This is a genomic window from Acidobacteriota bacterium (assembly GCA_003696075.1).
Taxonomy (GTDB): Bacteria; Acidobacteriota; Polarisedimenticolia; order J045; family J045; genus J045.
Window position 1 is genome coordinate 1 of record RFHH01000011.1, and the last position, 15,404, is coordinate 15,404.

The window sequence follows — 15,404 nt, forward strand, 5'->3', positions numbered from 1 at the left end:
GAGGTGGCATGGAACAGGCAGCACCTGCGCCCCGCCGGCGCGGCCGCGCACCATTGCGGAAGCACCTCCGGGTTCCACAGGGAGCGTGCCGTGCTAACGTCTGCGCCGATGCCCGCGGACGACGCCCCCAACCGCAGCCGCGCTTCCGGCGGCTCGCTTCGCTGGGAGGATCCGATCGGCCGGGTCCGTGGTATCGGGCCGCGTTGGGCGGCCGACCTGGCGGAGCGCGGCGTCCGGACCGTCGGCGACCTTCTGGACCATCTTCCCTTCCGATACGAGGACCGGCGCCGGCCCGTGCCGATTGCCGAGCTCACGGCGGGCGAGCGGGCGGCGGTGGTGGCGCGCGTCGCCGACGTCCGGTTGATCCGGACGCGAGGACGGCGGATGGAGATCCTCACCGTTCTGCTGGACGACGGCACCGCCACCCTTCCGGTGAAGTTCTTCAACCGAGGCTACCTCGCGGAGTGGATCCGGCCGGGGCTCCGGCTCGTCGCCTACGGCACGCCCCGGATGACCGACCGCGGTCTGGAGCTGCACGGGCCGTCCTTCGATGTCGTAGCGGAGGGGGAGGACCCGCAAGCGGTGCTGGGCTGGCTCCCGGTGTACGAGAAGCTGGGACCTCTCACGCCCCGGCGGTTGCGCGGTCTCCTGCGGGTCGTGCTCGACAACCTCGAGGAAATTCCGGACCCGGTGCCGGAGGACGTCCGCGAGCGGCTGGGTCTGATTCCTCGTGGCGACGCGTACCGGCTCGTGCACGCGCCGCCCGGGCATCTCCCGGCGGAGGCGGTTCAGGAGCGGCGGACCCCGGGGCACGTGCGCCTCGCGTTCGACGAATTCTTCCTTCTCGAGCTCGGCCTGGCGTTGCGGCGCCGCCGCACGCGGCGGGAACGGCGTGGGTCCGGCTACCGGATCGATGACGCCCTGCGGCACCGGCTCCTTCGGCTCCTCCCGTTCGAGTTGACTTCGGCGCAGCGACGTGTGCTCGCCGAGATCGAGGACGATCTCGCCCGCCCCTCTCCGATGAACAGGCTCCTGCTCGGTGACGTCGGCTCCGGCAAGACGGTGGTCGCGGCCCTGGCGATGATGATCGCGGTGGAGAACGGCTACCAGGCGGCGCTGATGGCCCCGACCGAGGTTCTGGCCACGCAGCACGCCCGCAACCTCCAGAAACTGTTGCTCCCGGCCGGCGTCAAGGTGGAGCTGCTCACGGCGGGACTTCCGGCGGCCGAACGCCGGCGGGCCGACGAGCGCGTGCGGACCGGGCGTTCGCGGCTGATCGTCGGCACCCACGCCCTCGTTTCCGAGAAGACATCCTTCGCCCGCCTCGGCCTGGTGGTCGTGGACGAGCAGCACCGGTTCGGCGTGGTGCAGCGCGCCGACCTGGTGGCGAAGGGCGAACATCCCGACGTCCTGGTGATGTCGGCCACGCCGATCCCCCGGACGCTCGCCATGGTCATCTACGGCGATCTCGACGTATCGATTCTCGACGAAAAACCTCCCGGAAGGAAGCCGATCCGGACGGTCGTTCGGACCGCCGATCAGCGGGAACGCGTCATGGAAGGGGTCGCGCGGGCGTTGGCCCAGGGACGGCGGATCTACGTCGTCCATCCGGTCATCGAGGAGGGTGCCGGGGGCCGGCGGGCGGCGGAGGAAGGACTCGAGGAATACCGGCGGCGGTTTCCGCAGGCGAACGCGGTCATGGTCCACGGGCGGATGAAGGCCGCCGAGAGGGATCGGAACCTGGCGCTGTTCGCCGAAGGGAAGGCCCAGATCTTGATCGCGACGACCGTCATCGAAGTCGGGATCGATGTGCCCGAAGCGTCGGTCATCGTCGTCGAGGACGCCGACCGGTTCGGTCTCGCGCAGCTTCACCAGCTCCGGGGCCGGGTGGGACGAGGAGAACTCGCGTCGTACTGCGTGCTCATCGCATCTCCGGATGCCTCGGCCGCCGCACTCGAGCGGCTCGCCGTCCTGGAGGCGACCGCGGACGGATTTCGGGTCGCCGAGAAGGATCTCGAACTGCGGGGCCCGGGCGAACTGGCGGGCACCGCCCAGTCGGGCATGCCCTCCTTCAAGGTCGCGGATATCGTCCGGCACCAGTCGCTGCTGCTCGCCGCGCGGGAACAGGCGTTCGAACTCGTCGAGCGGTTGGGGGAGGGGGGGCTCCCCGAAGATCTCCTCCGCGAAGTGATGCGCCGTCACGGCGAACGCCTGCGGTTGGCGGATATCGGCTGATGCCGTGCCCTCCGGTCGACACGGGCGACCCCTGCCGCCCGGCGGGCCGGGCGCGCGGGCGCGTCGCCGCCGCCCTGATCACGGTCCAGATCCTGTTCGGACTCCACTATCTGGCCGCCAAGCGGCTGTTGGAGGAGATCGAACCGAGGGTGTGGGCGCTGGCGCGAGTGGCGGCGGCGGCGGTCCTGCTGGCGGCGGCGGTGCGGCTCGGCCGGCGACGGTGGCCCCGAAGACAGGACCGCCTGGCGGTGGCGGGGTTGTCGCTGTTCGGAGTCGTGATCAATCAGGTCTGCTTCGTCGAGGGGCTGAGCCGGACGAGTCCCACCCACTCGGCGCTGATCAACACGACGATTCCCGTCCTCACGCTGCTGATCGCGATCCTCCTGCGACAGGAGCGAGTCGACCGGCGGCGGGTTCTGGCCGTCGCGCTGGCGTTCGCCGGAGCTCTGGCCATCATCGATCCTCGCTCGGCGGCCGCGGAGCCGGTGCGCGTGGCCGGCGACCTGCTCACGGCGTTGAACGCGGCGTCGTTCGCGCTGTTCCTCGTCCTGAGCAAGCCGGTGGTGGCGCGGAACGATCCCCTCGGAGTCACGGCACTGCTCTTCCTCTTCGGTGCGGGGGGCGTGCTGGCCGTGGCCGCGCCGGAGCTGCCAGGTTTCCGTCCGGGCGAGGTCTCCGCCGAGGCGTGGGGCCTCGCGGTGTTCATCGTCGTCGGCCCGACGGTCGGCGCCTACCTGCTGAACTACTGGGCGCTGGCTCGGGCCGCCTCTTCCGAGGTCGCGCTGTTCATCTATCTGCAGCCGCTGGTCGCGGCAGGTCTCGCCACGGCCTGTTTCGGCGAACGGCCGGGGATGCGCGTGATCGGCGGCGGGCTGCTCGTCTGCGCCGGCGTGTACGCGGCGGTCCGGGTGCCGACCCCCGCCGGCGGCGATCGATATCCGCGCTGGCGTGGCGGCTGAGAGCGATCAGGCCGGCTCGCGCAGGTCTCCGAGGGCGAGGCGGACCAGCGTCGCCACCATCACGCCCGTCGCTCCCTCGGGGCCGTCGCCATCCCTGCCGTCCGACCAGGACGCGGGGGAGATGTCGAGGTGGGCCCAGGGCGTGCGGCCGGCGAAATGGCCGATGAACAGCCCCCCGGCGATGACGCCGGCCTCGCCGCGACGGCCGACATTTCGCAGGTCCGCGACCTTGCCCTTGATCGCTTCGCGGTACTCGGGATCGGCCGGCAGGCGCCAAACGCGCTCCCCGACCTCGGCGGCGGCGGTTTCGAGGTCGGTCAGGAGCGACTCGTCGTTGCCGAGAAGGGGCACGCGGACGCGCCCCAAGGCGATCATCGCGGCGCCGGTGAGCGTGGCCACGTCCACGATGCGCGTGGCGCCCTCGCGAACGGCGAGCGCGACGGCGTCGGCCAGCACCAGCCGCCCTTCGGCGTCGGTGTTCCCGATCTCGATGGTGGTTCCGTCGAGGGCACGGACGACGTCGCCCGGCCGGAGGGCGTTGCCCGCCACGGCGTTCTCGGCAGCCGCGATGTAGAAGCGGACGTTGGCCTCCGGTTCGAGAGCGGCGATCGCTTGCGCCGCGCCGAGGATCGTCGCCGCTCCTCCCATGTCCTTCTTCATCAGGAGCATCCCGGAGGCGGTCTTGAGGTCGAGCCCCCCGGTGTCGAAACAGATGCCCTTGCCCGCGAAGGAGAGAACGTCGGACGATCCGGGGGCCCCCTCGTACTCGAGGACGATCATGCGCGGGGCACGGGGGCTCGCCCGGCCCACCGCGGTCAACGCGCCCATGCCCATCCGGGCGCAGCGGCCGGCGCGCAGCACCTTCACCTTCAAGCCGCCGGCGCGGGCGACCCGTCGGGCCTCGGCCTCCAGTTCGTCCGGCCCCATGTCCTCGGCGGGGGTGTTGACGAGATCGCGGGTGAACGCGGTGGCCTCGGCGATCGCGAGTGCCCGGTGGGCGGATGCGGGCCATCCGCGGCGGTTCGACAAGAGAGAGACCATGGGCGGGGCCGGCCGCGGTCCGGTCTTGTACCGGTCGAAGCGGTACAGGCCCCGGCTCAGGCCGAGGATGAGGGGCATCAGGCTGTCGTCCGGGACGTCTCGGAGAGCGAAGACAGCCCGCTGCACGCGTTCCCGCGTGAGCGCCCGCCCGGCCCGGGCGAACCGGCGCGCGACGGCAGCCGGATCGCCCCACTGGGGCGGCTTGACCGCGACGAGGAGCGACTCCTCCAGGAGTCCCAGCGTGGCGGTCACCGCGACCGGAGAGGCGCCCCACTGCCGGTCGACCTCGTGCCTGAGCGCCGGCGGCAGACCCTCGTCGCCGATCTGGAGCCGAGCCTCGCTCCTCGCCGGGGAGCGCCCCGCCAGGCGCAGCGGCATCGGGAGCTACTCCCCTTCCGGCTTCACGGCGCGCTGGATGCTCTCGCTGTCGGGCACGAGCGGCTCGTTGAACAGAGGCTCGTCGTGCTCTTCGACCTCCGGCTCGCCGGCGAGGACGATCTTCTTCGACTCCGGATCGACCGTCACCCGGTCCTCGAGGATCTCGCGCAGCACGATATCGATCTTGGACATGCCGGGCCGGACCTCCACCAGCGGGGGACTCCCGGCCACGAGGCTCTCCCAGCGGCGCGCCACGACCGTGGTCAGAAGAAAGCGGTTCGGGATCTTCTTCAGCGCATCTTCGATCGGCTTGTCCACGTGTCGTCGACCTCCGTCGCAGCCCGGCCGGAGCCGGCCTGCGCCCGCGCGGGACCTCAGCGGCCCTCGCGCATCATTTGGATGAACGCCGCGTTCGAATCGGTCTTCTTGAGGCGGTCGAGGAGAAGCTCCATCGCCTCCATGTCGTTCATCTGCGTCAGCACCTTCCGCAGGATCCACACCGCATTCAGTGTGTCCTGATCGAGCAGCAGCTCCTCCTTCCGCGTTCCCGACCTGGTGATGTCGATGGCCGGGAAGACCCGCCGGTCCGCGAGGCGCCGGTCGAGGTGAAGTTCCATGTTTCCGGTGCCCTTGAACTCCTCGAAGATCACCTCGTCCATCCGCGAACCGGTGTCGATGAGCGCGGTGCCCAGGATGGTGAGCGATCCGCCCTCCTCGACGTTCCGTGCCGCTCCGAAGAAACGCTTGGGGCGTTGCAGGGCGTTCGCGTCGAGTCCGCCGGACAGGACCTTCCCCGAGGGCGGCTGCACCGCGTTGTAGGCGCGGGCGAGCCTGGTGATCGAATCGAGCAGGATCACGACATCCTTGCCGTACTCCACCATGCGCTTGGCCTTCTCGATCACCATCTCGGCCACCTGCACATGACGCGTCGCCGGCTCGTCGAACGTGGACGAGATGACCTCGCCGTCGACCGTGCGCCGCATGTCGGTGACCTCCTCGGGGCGCTCGTCGATGAGGAGCACGATCAACTCGATCTCCGGGTGATTGGTGGAGATCGAATTGGCCACCGACTGGAGCAGCATGGTCTTGCCCGTCCGCGGCGCGGCGACGATCAGCCCCCGCTGGCCCTTGCCGACCGGTGTCAGCAGATCCATGACCCGTCCCGTCAGATTGTCGGGCGTCGTTTCGAGGCGGATCTGCTCCATCGGGTAGAGAGGCGTGAGGTTCTCGAAGAGAATCCGGTCGCGCGACAGCTCAGGATCCTTCCCGTTGACCGACTGGACCTTGATCAGCGCGAAGTACTTCTCGTCCGGCTTCGGGTGGCGGACCAGGCCGGCCACCACGTTGCCGGTCATCAGGGAGAATCGGCTGATCTGCGACGGCGAGACGTAGACGTCGTCGGGACCCGGCAGGTAGCTGTAGTCCGGCGAGCGGAGGAAGCCGTAGCCCTCCGGGAGCACTTCCAGCACACCCTCTGCGAGCACCAGGCCGCGCTTCTCCGCATGGTGCTGGAGGATCTCGAAGATCAGATCCTGCTTGCGCAGTCCGCCGGTGTGCCGGAGCCCGAGCTGCCGGGCCAGCGCCGCGAGCTCGTCGATCGGCATCCGCGTCAGCTCGTTCAGCGAGATCGCCTCGGCGGTGCCGTTGCCGACCTTCTCTTTTGGCGTCGTCTGATTGGCCACGATCGTCGCACGGCCGCTCCGCGTCCTGCGCGGAGCCTCGGCCTCGTTCGGATTTGAACTCGGGGTCTTTCTTGCGGGAAGACGCTGAATGCTACGGCGCGCGGGGGAGAGCTGTCAAGCGAGCCCCGGCCGGCGCCGCGGTGCCGGATCGCCCGCGCGAAGGCCCGGCGCGGCGCCGCGCGGCGAACTCGACGGGCGCGCCGGACGACGCCGCCTGGGAGGGCGTTGTCGACGGCGCGAGGCGTCCGTCCCGACCTCTTCCGGGTCGACCGTCGCGGACCTGGTCCGGGTCCGGCGAGTCGGCCCGAACGCCCGTGCGCGGGGCCCGGCGGCGCCAGGGGTCGAGCGAGCGGCCGGCACCGGGGAGGGAGCGCGGCTCGAGCGGGACATCCTCGCGGGGGGCGGGGAGCGAAGGGTGCTCCCTTCCGGCCCGCGAGGGAGTGGTCCCTCCGGAGGTGGGCGCGAGGAGGCCCGGTGGCCCGCCGGTGGGCCGGCTGGCGGGGCCGTTTCCGCGCGAGGTGCACCCCCCGACGCTGCGTTCTCGCGCCCAAACCGCCGAACGCTGGGAGGCTGTGGTCCCGAAAAGGTCGATACCGGCGAGGTCGGCCGAAACCTCTATCCGACAGCGAGTTGCGAAGCGTGCCTCACCATCGAGGTTGAAGATCTGCTTCCCCAGCGAAGGGAGGTGCTTCCCCGGGGGTGCGCTGTGCGAGGCAATTCGTCGCGCCGAAGGGAGTCGGGAGTTCCGCGGGTGTCCGGCCACGGCGGCCGTCGAAGAGCTTTTGTTTTCAGGACATTGGCCGGGGGGTCGCACCGTCGAGGATGCACCCGAGAAGGGTTGCGCGGGGCCATCGCTCCGCAGCCGGCCGGCGGGGACCATGAAGCGGATGGATCACGGCGGCCTCGGGGGACCTCGCGACTGGTGGAAGGTGCCACCGTACCCCGGCCACCGCGGAAGCCCCGCCCCCGGCGCGCTCCCACGGCCCCGGAGGTGCTCCCTCGATGGTGCGAAACGCGGTGCAACCCGAAGGAGGACAGCCAGTTCGGCCCGGCCCGCCGGCTTCGAGCCGCTCGAGAGCGTAACCCCTGAACTCCCAACGGCTTCGATCGGAAAGCGCACCATTGCGGATGCACGTCCCACGCCTTTCGTGCGCGATCCGGCCGGAACCGCTGGCCCGCGTCGTGCGGCGGCCCTCACGATCCGGCGTCGCGTTCGCCCGAGGCAGGCCGCGAGGGGCCGGAGGGACCGGCAGCGAACCGCCGGCCCGCCCCGCAAGGCCGGAGGTGGTCCCCGATGGTGCGAAACTCTGCCTAACTCGATGAACGGCGGACACTTCGGCCCGGTCTTCGGGCATCGATCGAACCGGGACCGGATCCTCCGATCCCCCTGCGACTTCGGCAGGGCGATGCGCCATCGGAGAGGCGCCCCACACCGGGGGCGGGCGGTCCCCGGCGTGCGGCCGGCCTCCCTTCGCCCGCGCGACCCCACGCCGGCGGCGGCGATGCGTGCCCCGGAAGATCCGCTGCCGCGCGTTTCAGAAGCTCCGGGCGGCGAGGAAGGAGACCTGCAGCCCGAAGTGCCGCCCCGCGACCTCCCGGTGGAGCGGGTACGCCGCGTTGAGGTGGAGGGTCGTTCCGCCCGAGGAGGGCTTGACGTACGCCCGCAGGCCGATCCCGACGTCCGGGTGCAGAACCTCGGCTCCGAGCCGGTGGCCGCGGTCCCACGCTCCACCGAGCTCGGCGAAGGCGACCGCGCCCAATCGGAAGAGCTTCCCCACCGACCAGGGAGCGAAGTAGCGGAACTCGGCCCGCAGCAGCAGCGCCCGGTCCCCGGAAAAGGCGCGGGACGGGTAGCCGCGCAGACCGGTGTCCCCACCCATCAGCCGCCGCCTCGGGCCCTCCAGGGCGCTGCCCCGGAAGGCCTGGAGGTCGAGGTTCAGGGCGGTCAGAGGCGAGGGTTTCTGGACGTACCGGGCCCGGAGCTCGGTCTCCGCGTCCACGAATCGGGAACCCAGCCGTTCGACGCGATGGCGCGCGCCGAGCAGGAGGTAGGCGTCCCGGCCCGTCTGGAAACCGTCCCGTGCCTCCAGGATCAGCGTCCCGCCGCCCGCCGCCTCGCCGCGGCCGGCGCCGAACTCGATCCCGATCGCCACGCGCCGGGACAGATCCAGGTCCTCCACGCGGCGCCCGGTATCGATCAGCGACACGCGCCGGAAGTCGATGTCGAACCATTCGCGGCCCGCGCCGAGCCAGAGCTGATCCCGGTCCAGAGGCGCCAGGTCGGGCCGGGCAGGGGCCGCGCCGGCCGCCGGCGTCCAGGACTCCTCCCGAACGCCCGCGCGGAGGTACCAGCGGCGCAGCCGGCTGCCCTCGAGACCTCGCGGGGACCAGCCGAACGAGACGCGGGCTCTGTTCCGCCGGACACGCCAGCGGTCCGCGATCTCCCCACCCACGTAGACCTTCTCCTCGCGCGCCGCCGAGTCGGCGTCGATCAGGAACTCCCAGCGACCGTCGAGTTCGTAGAAGGGCCGGCCGACGGAGAGCTCCCGTGTCAGGCCGTCGGAGTTGTCACCGTATCGGGCGAGCAGCCGCCACTTCGTCGGGCCGAGCGCCGGATCGAGGAAGGTGAACACCGTCTCCGAGCGGTCCTGGTCGCGTGAGCTGGTCCACTGCAGCTGCGAGCCCGTTCCGAACAGGTTGACCTCGCGCAGGCCGAACGCCGTCTTGGACGCCCCTCCCTGGCGGCGCGCCGAGAGGCGCACTCTCGTCGACCAGGCGTCCTGGACGCGCACCCGCACCACCACGCCGCCGTCCTCGATCCCCGCGGGCGTCACCCAGGCATCCTGGACGAAGATGTAGGACCTGAGAACCCGTTCCGCCTCTTCCAGCGCTTCGCGGGAACAGGGCTCCCCCTCGCGGATGGTCAGGAGCGACCGGATGGTGGCCGCCCGCGTCTGCATCGGGCGGTGGAGGAGGTTGGCGGCCCGGTAGAGACCCCGCAGGTGTCCTCCGTCGTCCTCCAGATCGAAGACGGGGACCCTCTCGATGACGATCCGCCGGATCGGCCGGTCGGGGCGGCAGATTCCGGGCTCACCGGTCCCCGCGCCCGCCGGGGCCGCCGCAACCGCCGACAGGAGAAGAATCGGCGCGAGGGCGCATGGAAAACGGCGGTCCACGAGGAGAGTGTAGGTTTCGATCGCCGGGGCGTCCGCTCAGCCGACCGACTCGACCAGCCATTCCCAGTACGGCCGGTGGCAGTCGTCGACCGGGAGGGCGACCACCTCCGGCACGTCGTACGGATGCTCCCCGGCCAGCGTTCGCGCGAGGTCGTCGAACAGGTCCCTCCGCGTCTTGATCACCAGGAGCGCCTCCCGATCGTCCTGTGTCTCCCCCTGCCAGCGGTAGAACGATCGGAGCCCGGGAACGACGTTCACGCAGGCGGCCAGGCGCCGCTCGACCAGCATCCGGGCGAGATCGGCGGCGATGTCCTCCCGCGGTACCGTGCAGAGAACCACGATGACGGGTGGGAGGTTCGAGTCGGCCATGATCGTGCCTCCGTCGGGCCCCGGCCTCCGCGGTTCCGGGAGCCGCCCGGCGGCCTCCGGCGATCCGCCGGGACCGCGCTCGGTCCCCCGCCGGCACGCCCCGCGACGGCTCTTCCGGGGGTAGACTACCGCCCCGCCCGCGGGCCGCACCGGGCGCGGCCGAGGGGGTTTCATCATGCCAGAGATCACCGGAGTCCATGCGAGGGAGGTTCTCGACTCCCGCGGCAATCCCACCGTGGAAGTGGAGGTCACGGTCGACGACGAGATCGTCGGGCGCGCGTCCATTCCTTCCGGGGCGAGCACCGGAAGCCGGGAGGCGCTGGAGCTACGGGACGGCGAGCCGGCGCGCTACGGCGGGAAGGGCGTGCGGAAGGCCGTCCGGCACGTGATCGACACGCTCGGCCCGGCGGTCCTCGGGCTCGATCCGACCGATCAGGCGAACGTCGACCGGGTGCTGATCGAGAAGGACGGCACGCCGAGCAAGCGGAACCTCGGAGCGAACGCGATCCTGGGCGTCAGCATGGCCACGGCGCGGGCGGCTGCAGGACTGACGGGGCAGCCCCTCTACAGGTATCTCGGAGGAGTCCGGGCGTCTCTGCTGCCGACGCCCCAGCTCAACGTCATCAACGGCGGGGCGCACGCCGACAACAACCTCGATATCCAGGAATTCATGATCGTCCCCTGCGGGCTGCCGAGCATCGCCGAAGCGATCCGCTGCGCAGCGGAGGTCTACCACACGCTCAAGCGGGTTCTGAAGGAGAAAGGCCTGTCAACGGCCATCGGCGATGAGGGGGGATTCGCCCCGAACGTGGAGTCGAACCGGCAAGCGCTGGACCTGTTGATGGCGGCCATCGAGAAGGCGGGCTACCGGCCGGGCGAGGACGTCGCCCTGGCGCTCGATGCCGCAGCGAGCGAGTTCTACGAAGACGGCCGGTACCACCTCCGCGGGGAAGGGAAGACACTCACCGCCGAGGAGATGACCTCGTGGTACGGGAAGCTGTGTGACGACTTTCCGATCGTCTCCATCGAGGACGGCCTCGCCGAGGGCGACGAGGACGGGTGGCGCCACCTCACCGAGACCCTGGGCGGGCGGATCCAGCTGGTGGGGGACGACATCTTCGTCACGAACCCGGAGATCTTCGCTCGCGGCATCGAGAACGGCATCGCGAACGCGATCCTCATCAAGCTGAACCAGATCGGCACCGTGACCGAGACGCTCGAAACGGTGGCGATGGCGCAGTCGGCGGGATACGGAACGGTCATCAGCCATCGTTCCGGCGAGACGGCAGACACCTTCATCGCGGACTTCGCCGTGGCGGTCGGCGCCGGGCAGATCAAGACCGGAGCCCCGGCCCGTGGCGAGAGGACGGAGAAGTACAACGAGCTGATGCGCATCGAGGAAGACCTCGGGCCGGGTGCCCGCTTCGCGGGCCGCGCCCCGTACGGCGGCTGAGTTCCGGGCGACGCGTGCGGCCCGGCGGCGGCGGGCCGCACGCTAGAATGCCGCCGGAGGTCGGGACCGTTGAGGGAGCGGGAGCAGCACGGTGACGCCGGGCGCGGAGGAGCGAGCGGCCGCGCGTGGCGCTGGGCGTATCTGGTCGTCGCCGCTCTCCTCTGGATGCAAGCGCTGTTCGGCGCCGAGGGGCTGATCCGGCAGATCCAGCGCCGGGCCTACCTGGTTCGGCTCCAGCGGGTGGTCGCCGAGGAGGAGGCCGCGAACCGGCGGCTTCGCGCCGAGGTCGAAGCGCTCGCGCACGACGACCTCGCGATCGAAAGCGCCGTTCGCACGGAACTCGACTACCAGCGACCCGGGGAACTGGTCCTCATCGTCGACGACCCGGACCCGCTCGACCGCTGAGGGGGCGGCGCGCAGGTGCGGGCCGGAGCGGGCGCCCCCGCGGGTTTGACAGCCGCGCGTGCCGGTCCGTAGAATCCTGCCGAATCGCGCCGAAGAGGCGACGATTCGCCGGTACAAAGGTCGCGGGGTGGAGCAGTCTGGTAGCTCGTTGGGCTCATAACCCAAAGGTCGGGGGTTCAAATCCCCCCCCCGCTACCAACCGCCGGCGATTCGATCCGGTCAGCGGGACCGAGCCGGACACGCGGGCGCTCTCGCGCCCGCATCGAGTCTTCCGCGCATAGCGAAGCGAACGCAGCTTCCCCACCGGCGGGTGCGGAGAACCGGCGCCGGAGCGGTCCGGTGCCGCATCGCCCCGGACCCCCCGCCCGGCGGCGGGACCGGTCGGAGGTGCATCCTCGATGGTGCGAAATCCTGTCCAACTCGTTGCCGGACAAAGAGTTCGCCCGATTTTTCCGGCACCGAGCCGTTCGGGACCGCAACCTCCCAGCGATCAGCGGTTTGGATGCGAAAACGCACCATTGGGGATGCACCTCCCACGGCCGCAAGATCCGGGTACTCGGAGGGCTGCATCCGAAAAATGCGCCATCGGGGATGCACCTCCGGCCGCTCGCGGAAGAGCGGCTCCGATTCCGGCTGGACCCGGATCGGCGCGGCCGACGGGCGGCGCCGGTAACCCGCCGGCTTTTCGCGCCCCGATGAGCGAGGCCGGTCGGGGGTGTGGGTTCCGGGCGTCGAGAGAGCCCTGGAAAGTGTTCCGCCGTCCTCTGCCCAGGGGACTTGCCCGGCCCTAGCCTCCGCTCGTATCGGGGTGTGGAGGTGCAAGGCGGGCCGGCCACCTCGGCACGGGGTCGAGCGGCGGCGGGTTCGCGCTCACGGCGCGGGCCATGCGGACCGACCCCCCTGCGGGAACGGCGTGGCCGGCGCGCGCCGTCATGGCCGCGGGGAGGGACGATGCGCGCTCTCGCACTCCTTCCGGTGCTGGGCGCCCTTTCGGCGCCGATTGCGGCGGCGGAAGGGCCGGTGGTCGCCGTCGGCCTTCCGGCGGGTGGGCTCACCGACCGGGACTTCCTGGACGACGGGCGCCCCGATCCGGCGAAGGTCGAACTCGGCCGCTATCTCTTCTACGACAAGATCCTGTCGGGCAACCGCAACATCTCTTGCGCGACCTGCCACCACGCGCTCGCCGGCACCGGAGACGGTCTCTCCCTGCCGGTGGGCGAGGGAGGACGCGGCCTCGGTGTCACCCGTGACACGGGCCGCGGCGCATCGGCGATCCCCGCGCGGGTTCCGAGGAACGCGCCGCCCCTGTTCAACATCGGTGCCAGGGCCTACCGGGCCCTGTTCCTCGACGGACGGGTGGAGATCGATCCGTCGAGCCCGTCCGGTTACCGGACCCCCGCAGGAGACCAGTTGCCGGAGGGTCTCGAGAGCGTTCTCGCCGCCCAGGCGATGTTCCCGGTCGCCTCTTCCACCGAGATGGCGGGGCAGCCCGGGGAGAACGAGATCGCTGACGCCGCCGCAGCGGGCCGCCTGGCGGGACCGGACGGGGTTTGGGGTCTTCTCGCGGCCCGGCTCGAGGCGATCCCGGCCTACCGCCGGCTCTTCGCCGAGGCGTACCCCGACGTGCGGCGGGGGGCTCCGATCCGGTTCGTCGACGCCGCGAACGCGATCGCCGCCTTCGAGACCGTGGCGTTCCGCGCCGATGGAAGCCGGTTCGACCGCTACCTTCGCGGCGACCGCACGGCTCTCACCCCTGCGGAGCGCCGCGGCCTGCAATTGTTCTTCGGCAAGGCGGAGTGCGGCCGCTGTCACTCCGGGCCGCTGCTCACCGATCACCGGTATCACGCGGTCGCCATGCCTCAGGTGGGGCCGGGCAAGGGGGACGGCCCCGGCGGCTACGGCGACTACGGGCGGGAGCGGGTCACCGGTGATCCCCGCGACCGCTTCCGCTTCCGGACGCCTTCGTTGCGGAACGTCGCCCTCACCGCACCGTACGGCCACGACGGGGCGTACGACACCCTGGAGGCCGTCGTCCGGCACATGCTCGATCCGGTCACCGCTCTGGAGGAGTACGATCCCGGCCAGCTCGTGCTGCCCTCGCGCCCCGATCTGGACGAGCTCGACCTCCGCGCGCTCGAGGACGAACGCCAGCGCCAGGAGCTCGCGAGCGCCTGCGAGTTGGCGCCACGTCACCTGTCGGACGAAGAGATCGCCGACCTCGTCGCCTTCCTCCGCGCGTTGACCGACCCGCGCAGCCTCGATCTGCGGTGGACGGTTCCCGAACGGGTTCCCAGCGGGCTTCCCGTCCGGGACTGACCGCGAACGAGGCTCCCGCAGCGTAGAATGCCCTCGCGCCCCGGCGGCGCGGAGGAGGAGATGACGCCCGGCGGCGGTCCCCGGTTCAGCTACAGCCGCCTGTCCACCTTCCGGCAATGCCCGAGACGGTACGCCTTCCGCTATCTGGAAGGAGTGCCGGAGGCGTTCCGGACGGTCGAGTCCGTGCTGGGTTCCGCGGTTCATGCCGCTCTCCGCTGGCTCTACGAGCGTCGCGACGCCGGCGAGCGGCCCGGCGTGTCCGGTCTCGTGGCGGAGTTCGACCGGCGCTTCGACGCCGAGCTGGGCCCGTCGGTGAAGGTCGTCCGAGCCGGCGAGAGCGTCGAAGACCACCGGAGGCGGGGGCGCCAGCTGCTGGAGAGGTTCCACCGCGATCGGTTCGTTGCCGACACCACGAGCACCGTTTCCCTCGAGAGCCGGTTCGACATCGTCCTGGGCGGCCGCTTCGGCTTCACCGGCTTCATCGACCGGGTCGCCCGGGAACCGGACGGAACGCTGCACGTCATCGACTACAAGACGACGGGCCGCCCCCGGCGCAGCCTCGATCCGGACGAGGCCTTGCAGCTCCACGCCTACGGCCTGGCCTGCCGCCGGCGGCACGGCGGGCCGATCCGCGTGAGCTTCCATTACCTGGAGGATGGCAGCGGGATCGGGGAGTCCTTCGGAGACGGCGTCGCTGCGCGGGCGGAGCGGACGCTGGTCTCGAGGATCGAAGAGGTGGTCCAGGCGCGGTCCTTTCCCCCGCGTCCCACCCAGCTCTGCGCGTGGTGCGGTTACCGGGATCGCTGCGAGGCCTCGGGATTCGCGGACCGGGCTCCGACCTGCCCGCGGTGCGGCGGGGCGCTCCGGTTGCGGCGCGGCCGGCGGGGGCCGTTCTGGGGTTGCGAGTCCTTTCCCGACTGCCGGTACACACGCGACGCCGGCCCGGGAGACGTTCCCTGATGGAGCCGCTTCCCAAGGAGAGGGAGGACCCGCTCCTCGAACCGATCCGCCGGAACGCGGAGGCTGCTCCGGCGAAGACCCTCTTCGAATGGCTCGCCGACGGGCGCACCGTCGCGATGAGCCGCGCCGGGTTCGCCGGCCGCGTCCGGCGCCTCGGAGAGGCGCTGGCCGCGGCGGGGCTCGGGCCGGGGGACCGGGTCGCCATCCTGATGGAGAACCGTCCCGCCTGGCCGGTCACCCTGTTCGCGACCTGGTACGCCGGCGCCGTGGCGGTGCCGCTCGACCCGCAACTCGCCCCGGAGAGGCTGGCGCGCTTTTTCGACCATGCGGAGGCCGCCGCCGTCGTGACCTCGGCCCGGCATCGCGCGGCCGCCGCGGCGGCCCGGCGCCGCTCAGCGGCGCGGCCTCGATTGCTGGACGTCGACGCCGA

Annotated in this window: 12 protein-coding genes and 1 tRNA gene; 8 read left to right on the top strand and 5 right to left on the bottom strand. The window is 71.3% G+C overall.

The window, feature by feature from the left end; translation table 11 throughout:
• The first annotated feature begins 108 nt into the window (after nt 1-108).
• Both recG and D6718_00480 read left to right on the top strand, forming a co-directional pair.
• Nucleotides 109-2,235, top strand: coding sequence for an ATP-dependent DNA helicase RecG (recG, locus tag D6718_00475; GenBank protein RMG49023.1), 2,127 nt, complete (start codon nt 109-111; stop codon nt 2,233-2,235).
• Nucleotides 2,235-3,194: a DMT family transporter gene (locus D6718_00480; protein ID RMG49024.1), complete on the top strand. Its 960-nt coding sequence runs from the start codon at nt 2,235-2,237 to the stop codon at nt 3,192-3,194. Before recG ends, D6718_00480 begins: the two co-directional genes overlap by 1 nt.
• Nucleotides 3,195-3,200: 6 nt before the next feature.
• Here D6718_00480 and D6718_00485 read toward each other — a convergent pair whose 3' ends face one another.
• The 5 genes from D6718_00485 to D6718_00505 all read right to left on the bottom strand — a co-directional run bounded on the left by D6718_00485 (nt 3,201) and on the right by D6718_00505 (nt 9,840).
• A complete protein-coding gene (locus D6718_00485) occupies nt 3,201-4,613 on the bottom strand; it encodes a leucyl aminopeptidase family protein (protein RMG49025.1) in 1,413 nt (470 codons plus the stop codon).
• Nucleotides 4,614-4,619: 6 nt separating this feature from the next.
• On the bottom strand, nt 4,620-4,931 hold the full coding sequence (gene rpoZ, locus D6718_00490) for a DNA-directed RNA polymerase subunit omega (GenBank protein RMG49026.1): 312 nt from the start codon (nt 4,929-4,931) through the stop codon (nt 4,620-4,622).
• A 56-nt stretch (nt 4,932-4,987) separates the two neighbouring features.
• Nucleotides 4,988-6,241 (bottom strand): transcription termination factor Rho, encoded by a 1,254-nt coding sequence (gene rho / locus D6718_00495; GenBank protein ID RMG49034.1) that lies wholly within the window; start codon nt 6,239-6,241, stop codon nt 4,988-4,990.
• 1,589 nt (nt 6,242-7,830) lie between these two features.
• Entirely contained in the window at nt 7,831-9,471 is a 1,641-nt protein-coding gene (locus D6718_00500) for a hypothetical protein (protein RMG49027.1), read from the bottom strand.
• Between the two features lie 36 nt (nt 9,472-9,507).
• Nucleotides 9,508-9,840 carry a divalent-cation tolerance protein CutA gene (locus D6718_00505; GenBank protein ID RMG49028.1) on the bottom strand — a complete coding sequence of 111 codons (333 nt, stop codon included), beginning with the start codon at nt 9,838-9,840 and terminating at the stop codon, nt 9,508-9,510.
• Nucleotides 9,841-10,015: 175 nt separating this feature from the next.
• Between D6718_00505 and D6718_00510 the strand changes: the two genes are divergently transcribed.
• From D6718_00510 to D6718_00535, 6 genes are all read left to right on the top strand, one after another.
• On the top strand, nt 10,016-11,293 hold the full coding sequence (locus tag D6718_00510; GenBank protein RMG49029.1) for a phosphopyruvate hydratase: 1,278 nt from the start codon (nt 10,016-10,018) through the stop codon (nt 11,291-11,293).
• 69 nt (nt 11,294-11,362) lie between these two features.
• Nucleotides 11,363-11,698 (top strand): hypothetical protein, encoded by a 336-nt coding sequence (locus tag D6718_00515; protein ID RMG49030.1) that lies wholly within the window; start codon nt 11,363-11,365, stop codon nt 11,696-11,698.
• A 121-nt stretch (nt 11,699-11,819) separates the two neighbouring features.
• A tRNA-Met gene (locus D6718_00520) sits at nt 11,820-11,896 on the top strand.
• 753 nt (nt 11,897-12,649) lie between these two features.
• The gene (locus D6718_00525) at nt 12,650-14,014 is read left to right on the top strand and encodes a cytochrome-c peroxidase (protein ID RMG49031.1); all 1,365 of its coding nucleotides are present in this window, start codon (nt 12,650-12,652) and stop codon (nt 14,012-14,014) included.
• A gap of 27 nt (nt 14,015-14,041) precedes the next feature.
• Nucleotides 14,042-14,974, top strand: a complete 933-nt coding sequence (locus D6718_00530; GenBank protein ID RMG49032.1) for a PD-(D/E)XK nuclease family protein — start codon at nt 14,042-14,044, stop codon at nt 14,972-14,974.
• On the top strand, nt 14,974-15,404 hold a 431-nt coding region (locus tag D6718_00535), incomplete at its 3' end, for a hypothetical protein (GenBank protein ID RMG49033.1). The genes D6718_00530 and D6718_00535, both read left to right, overlap by 1 nt.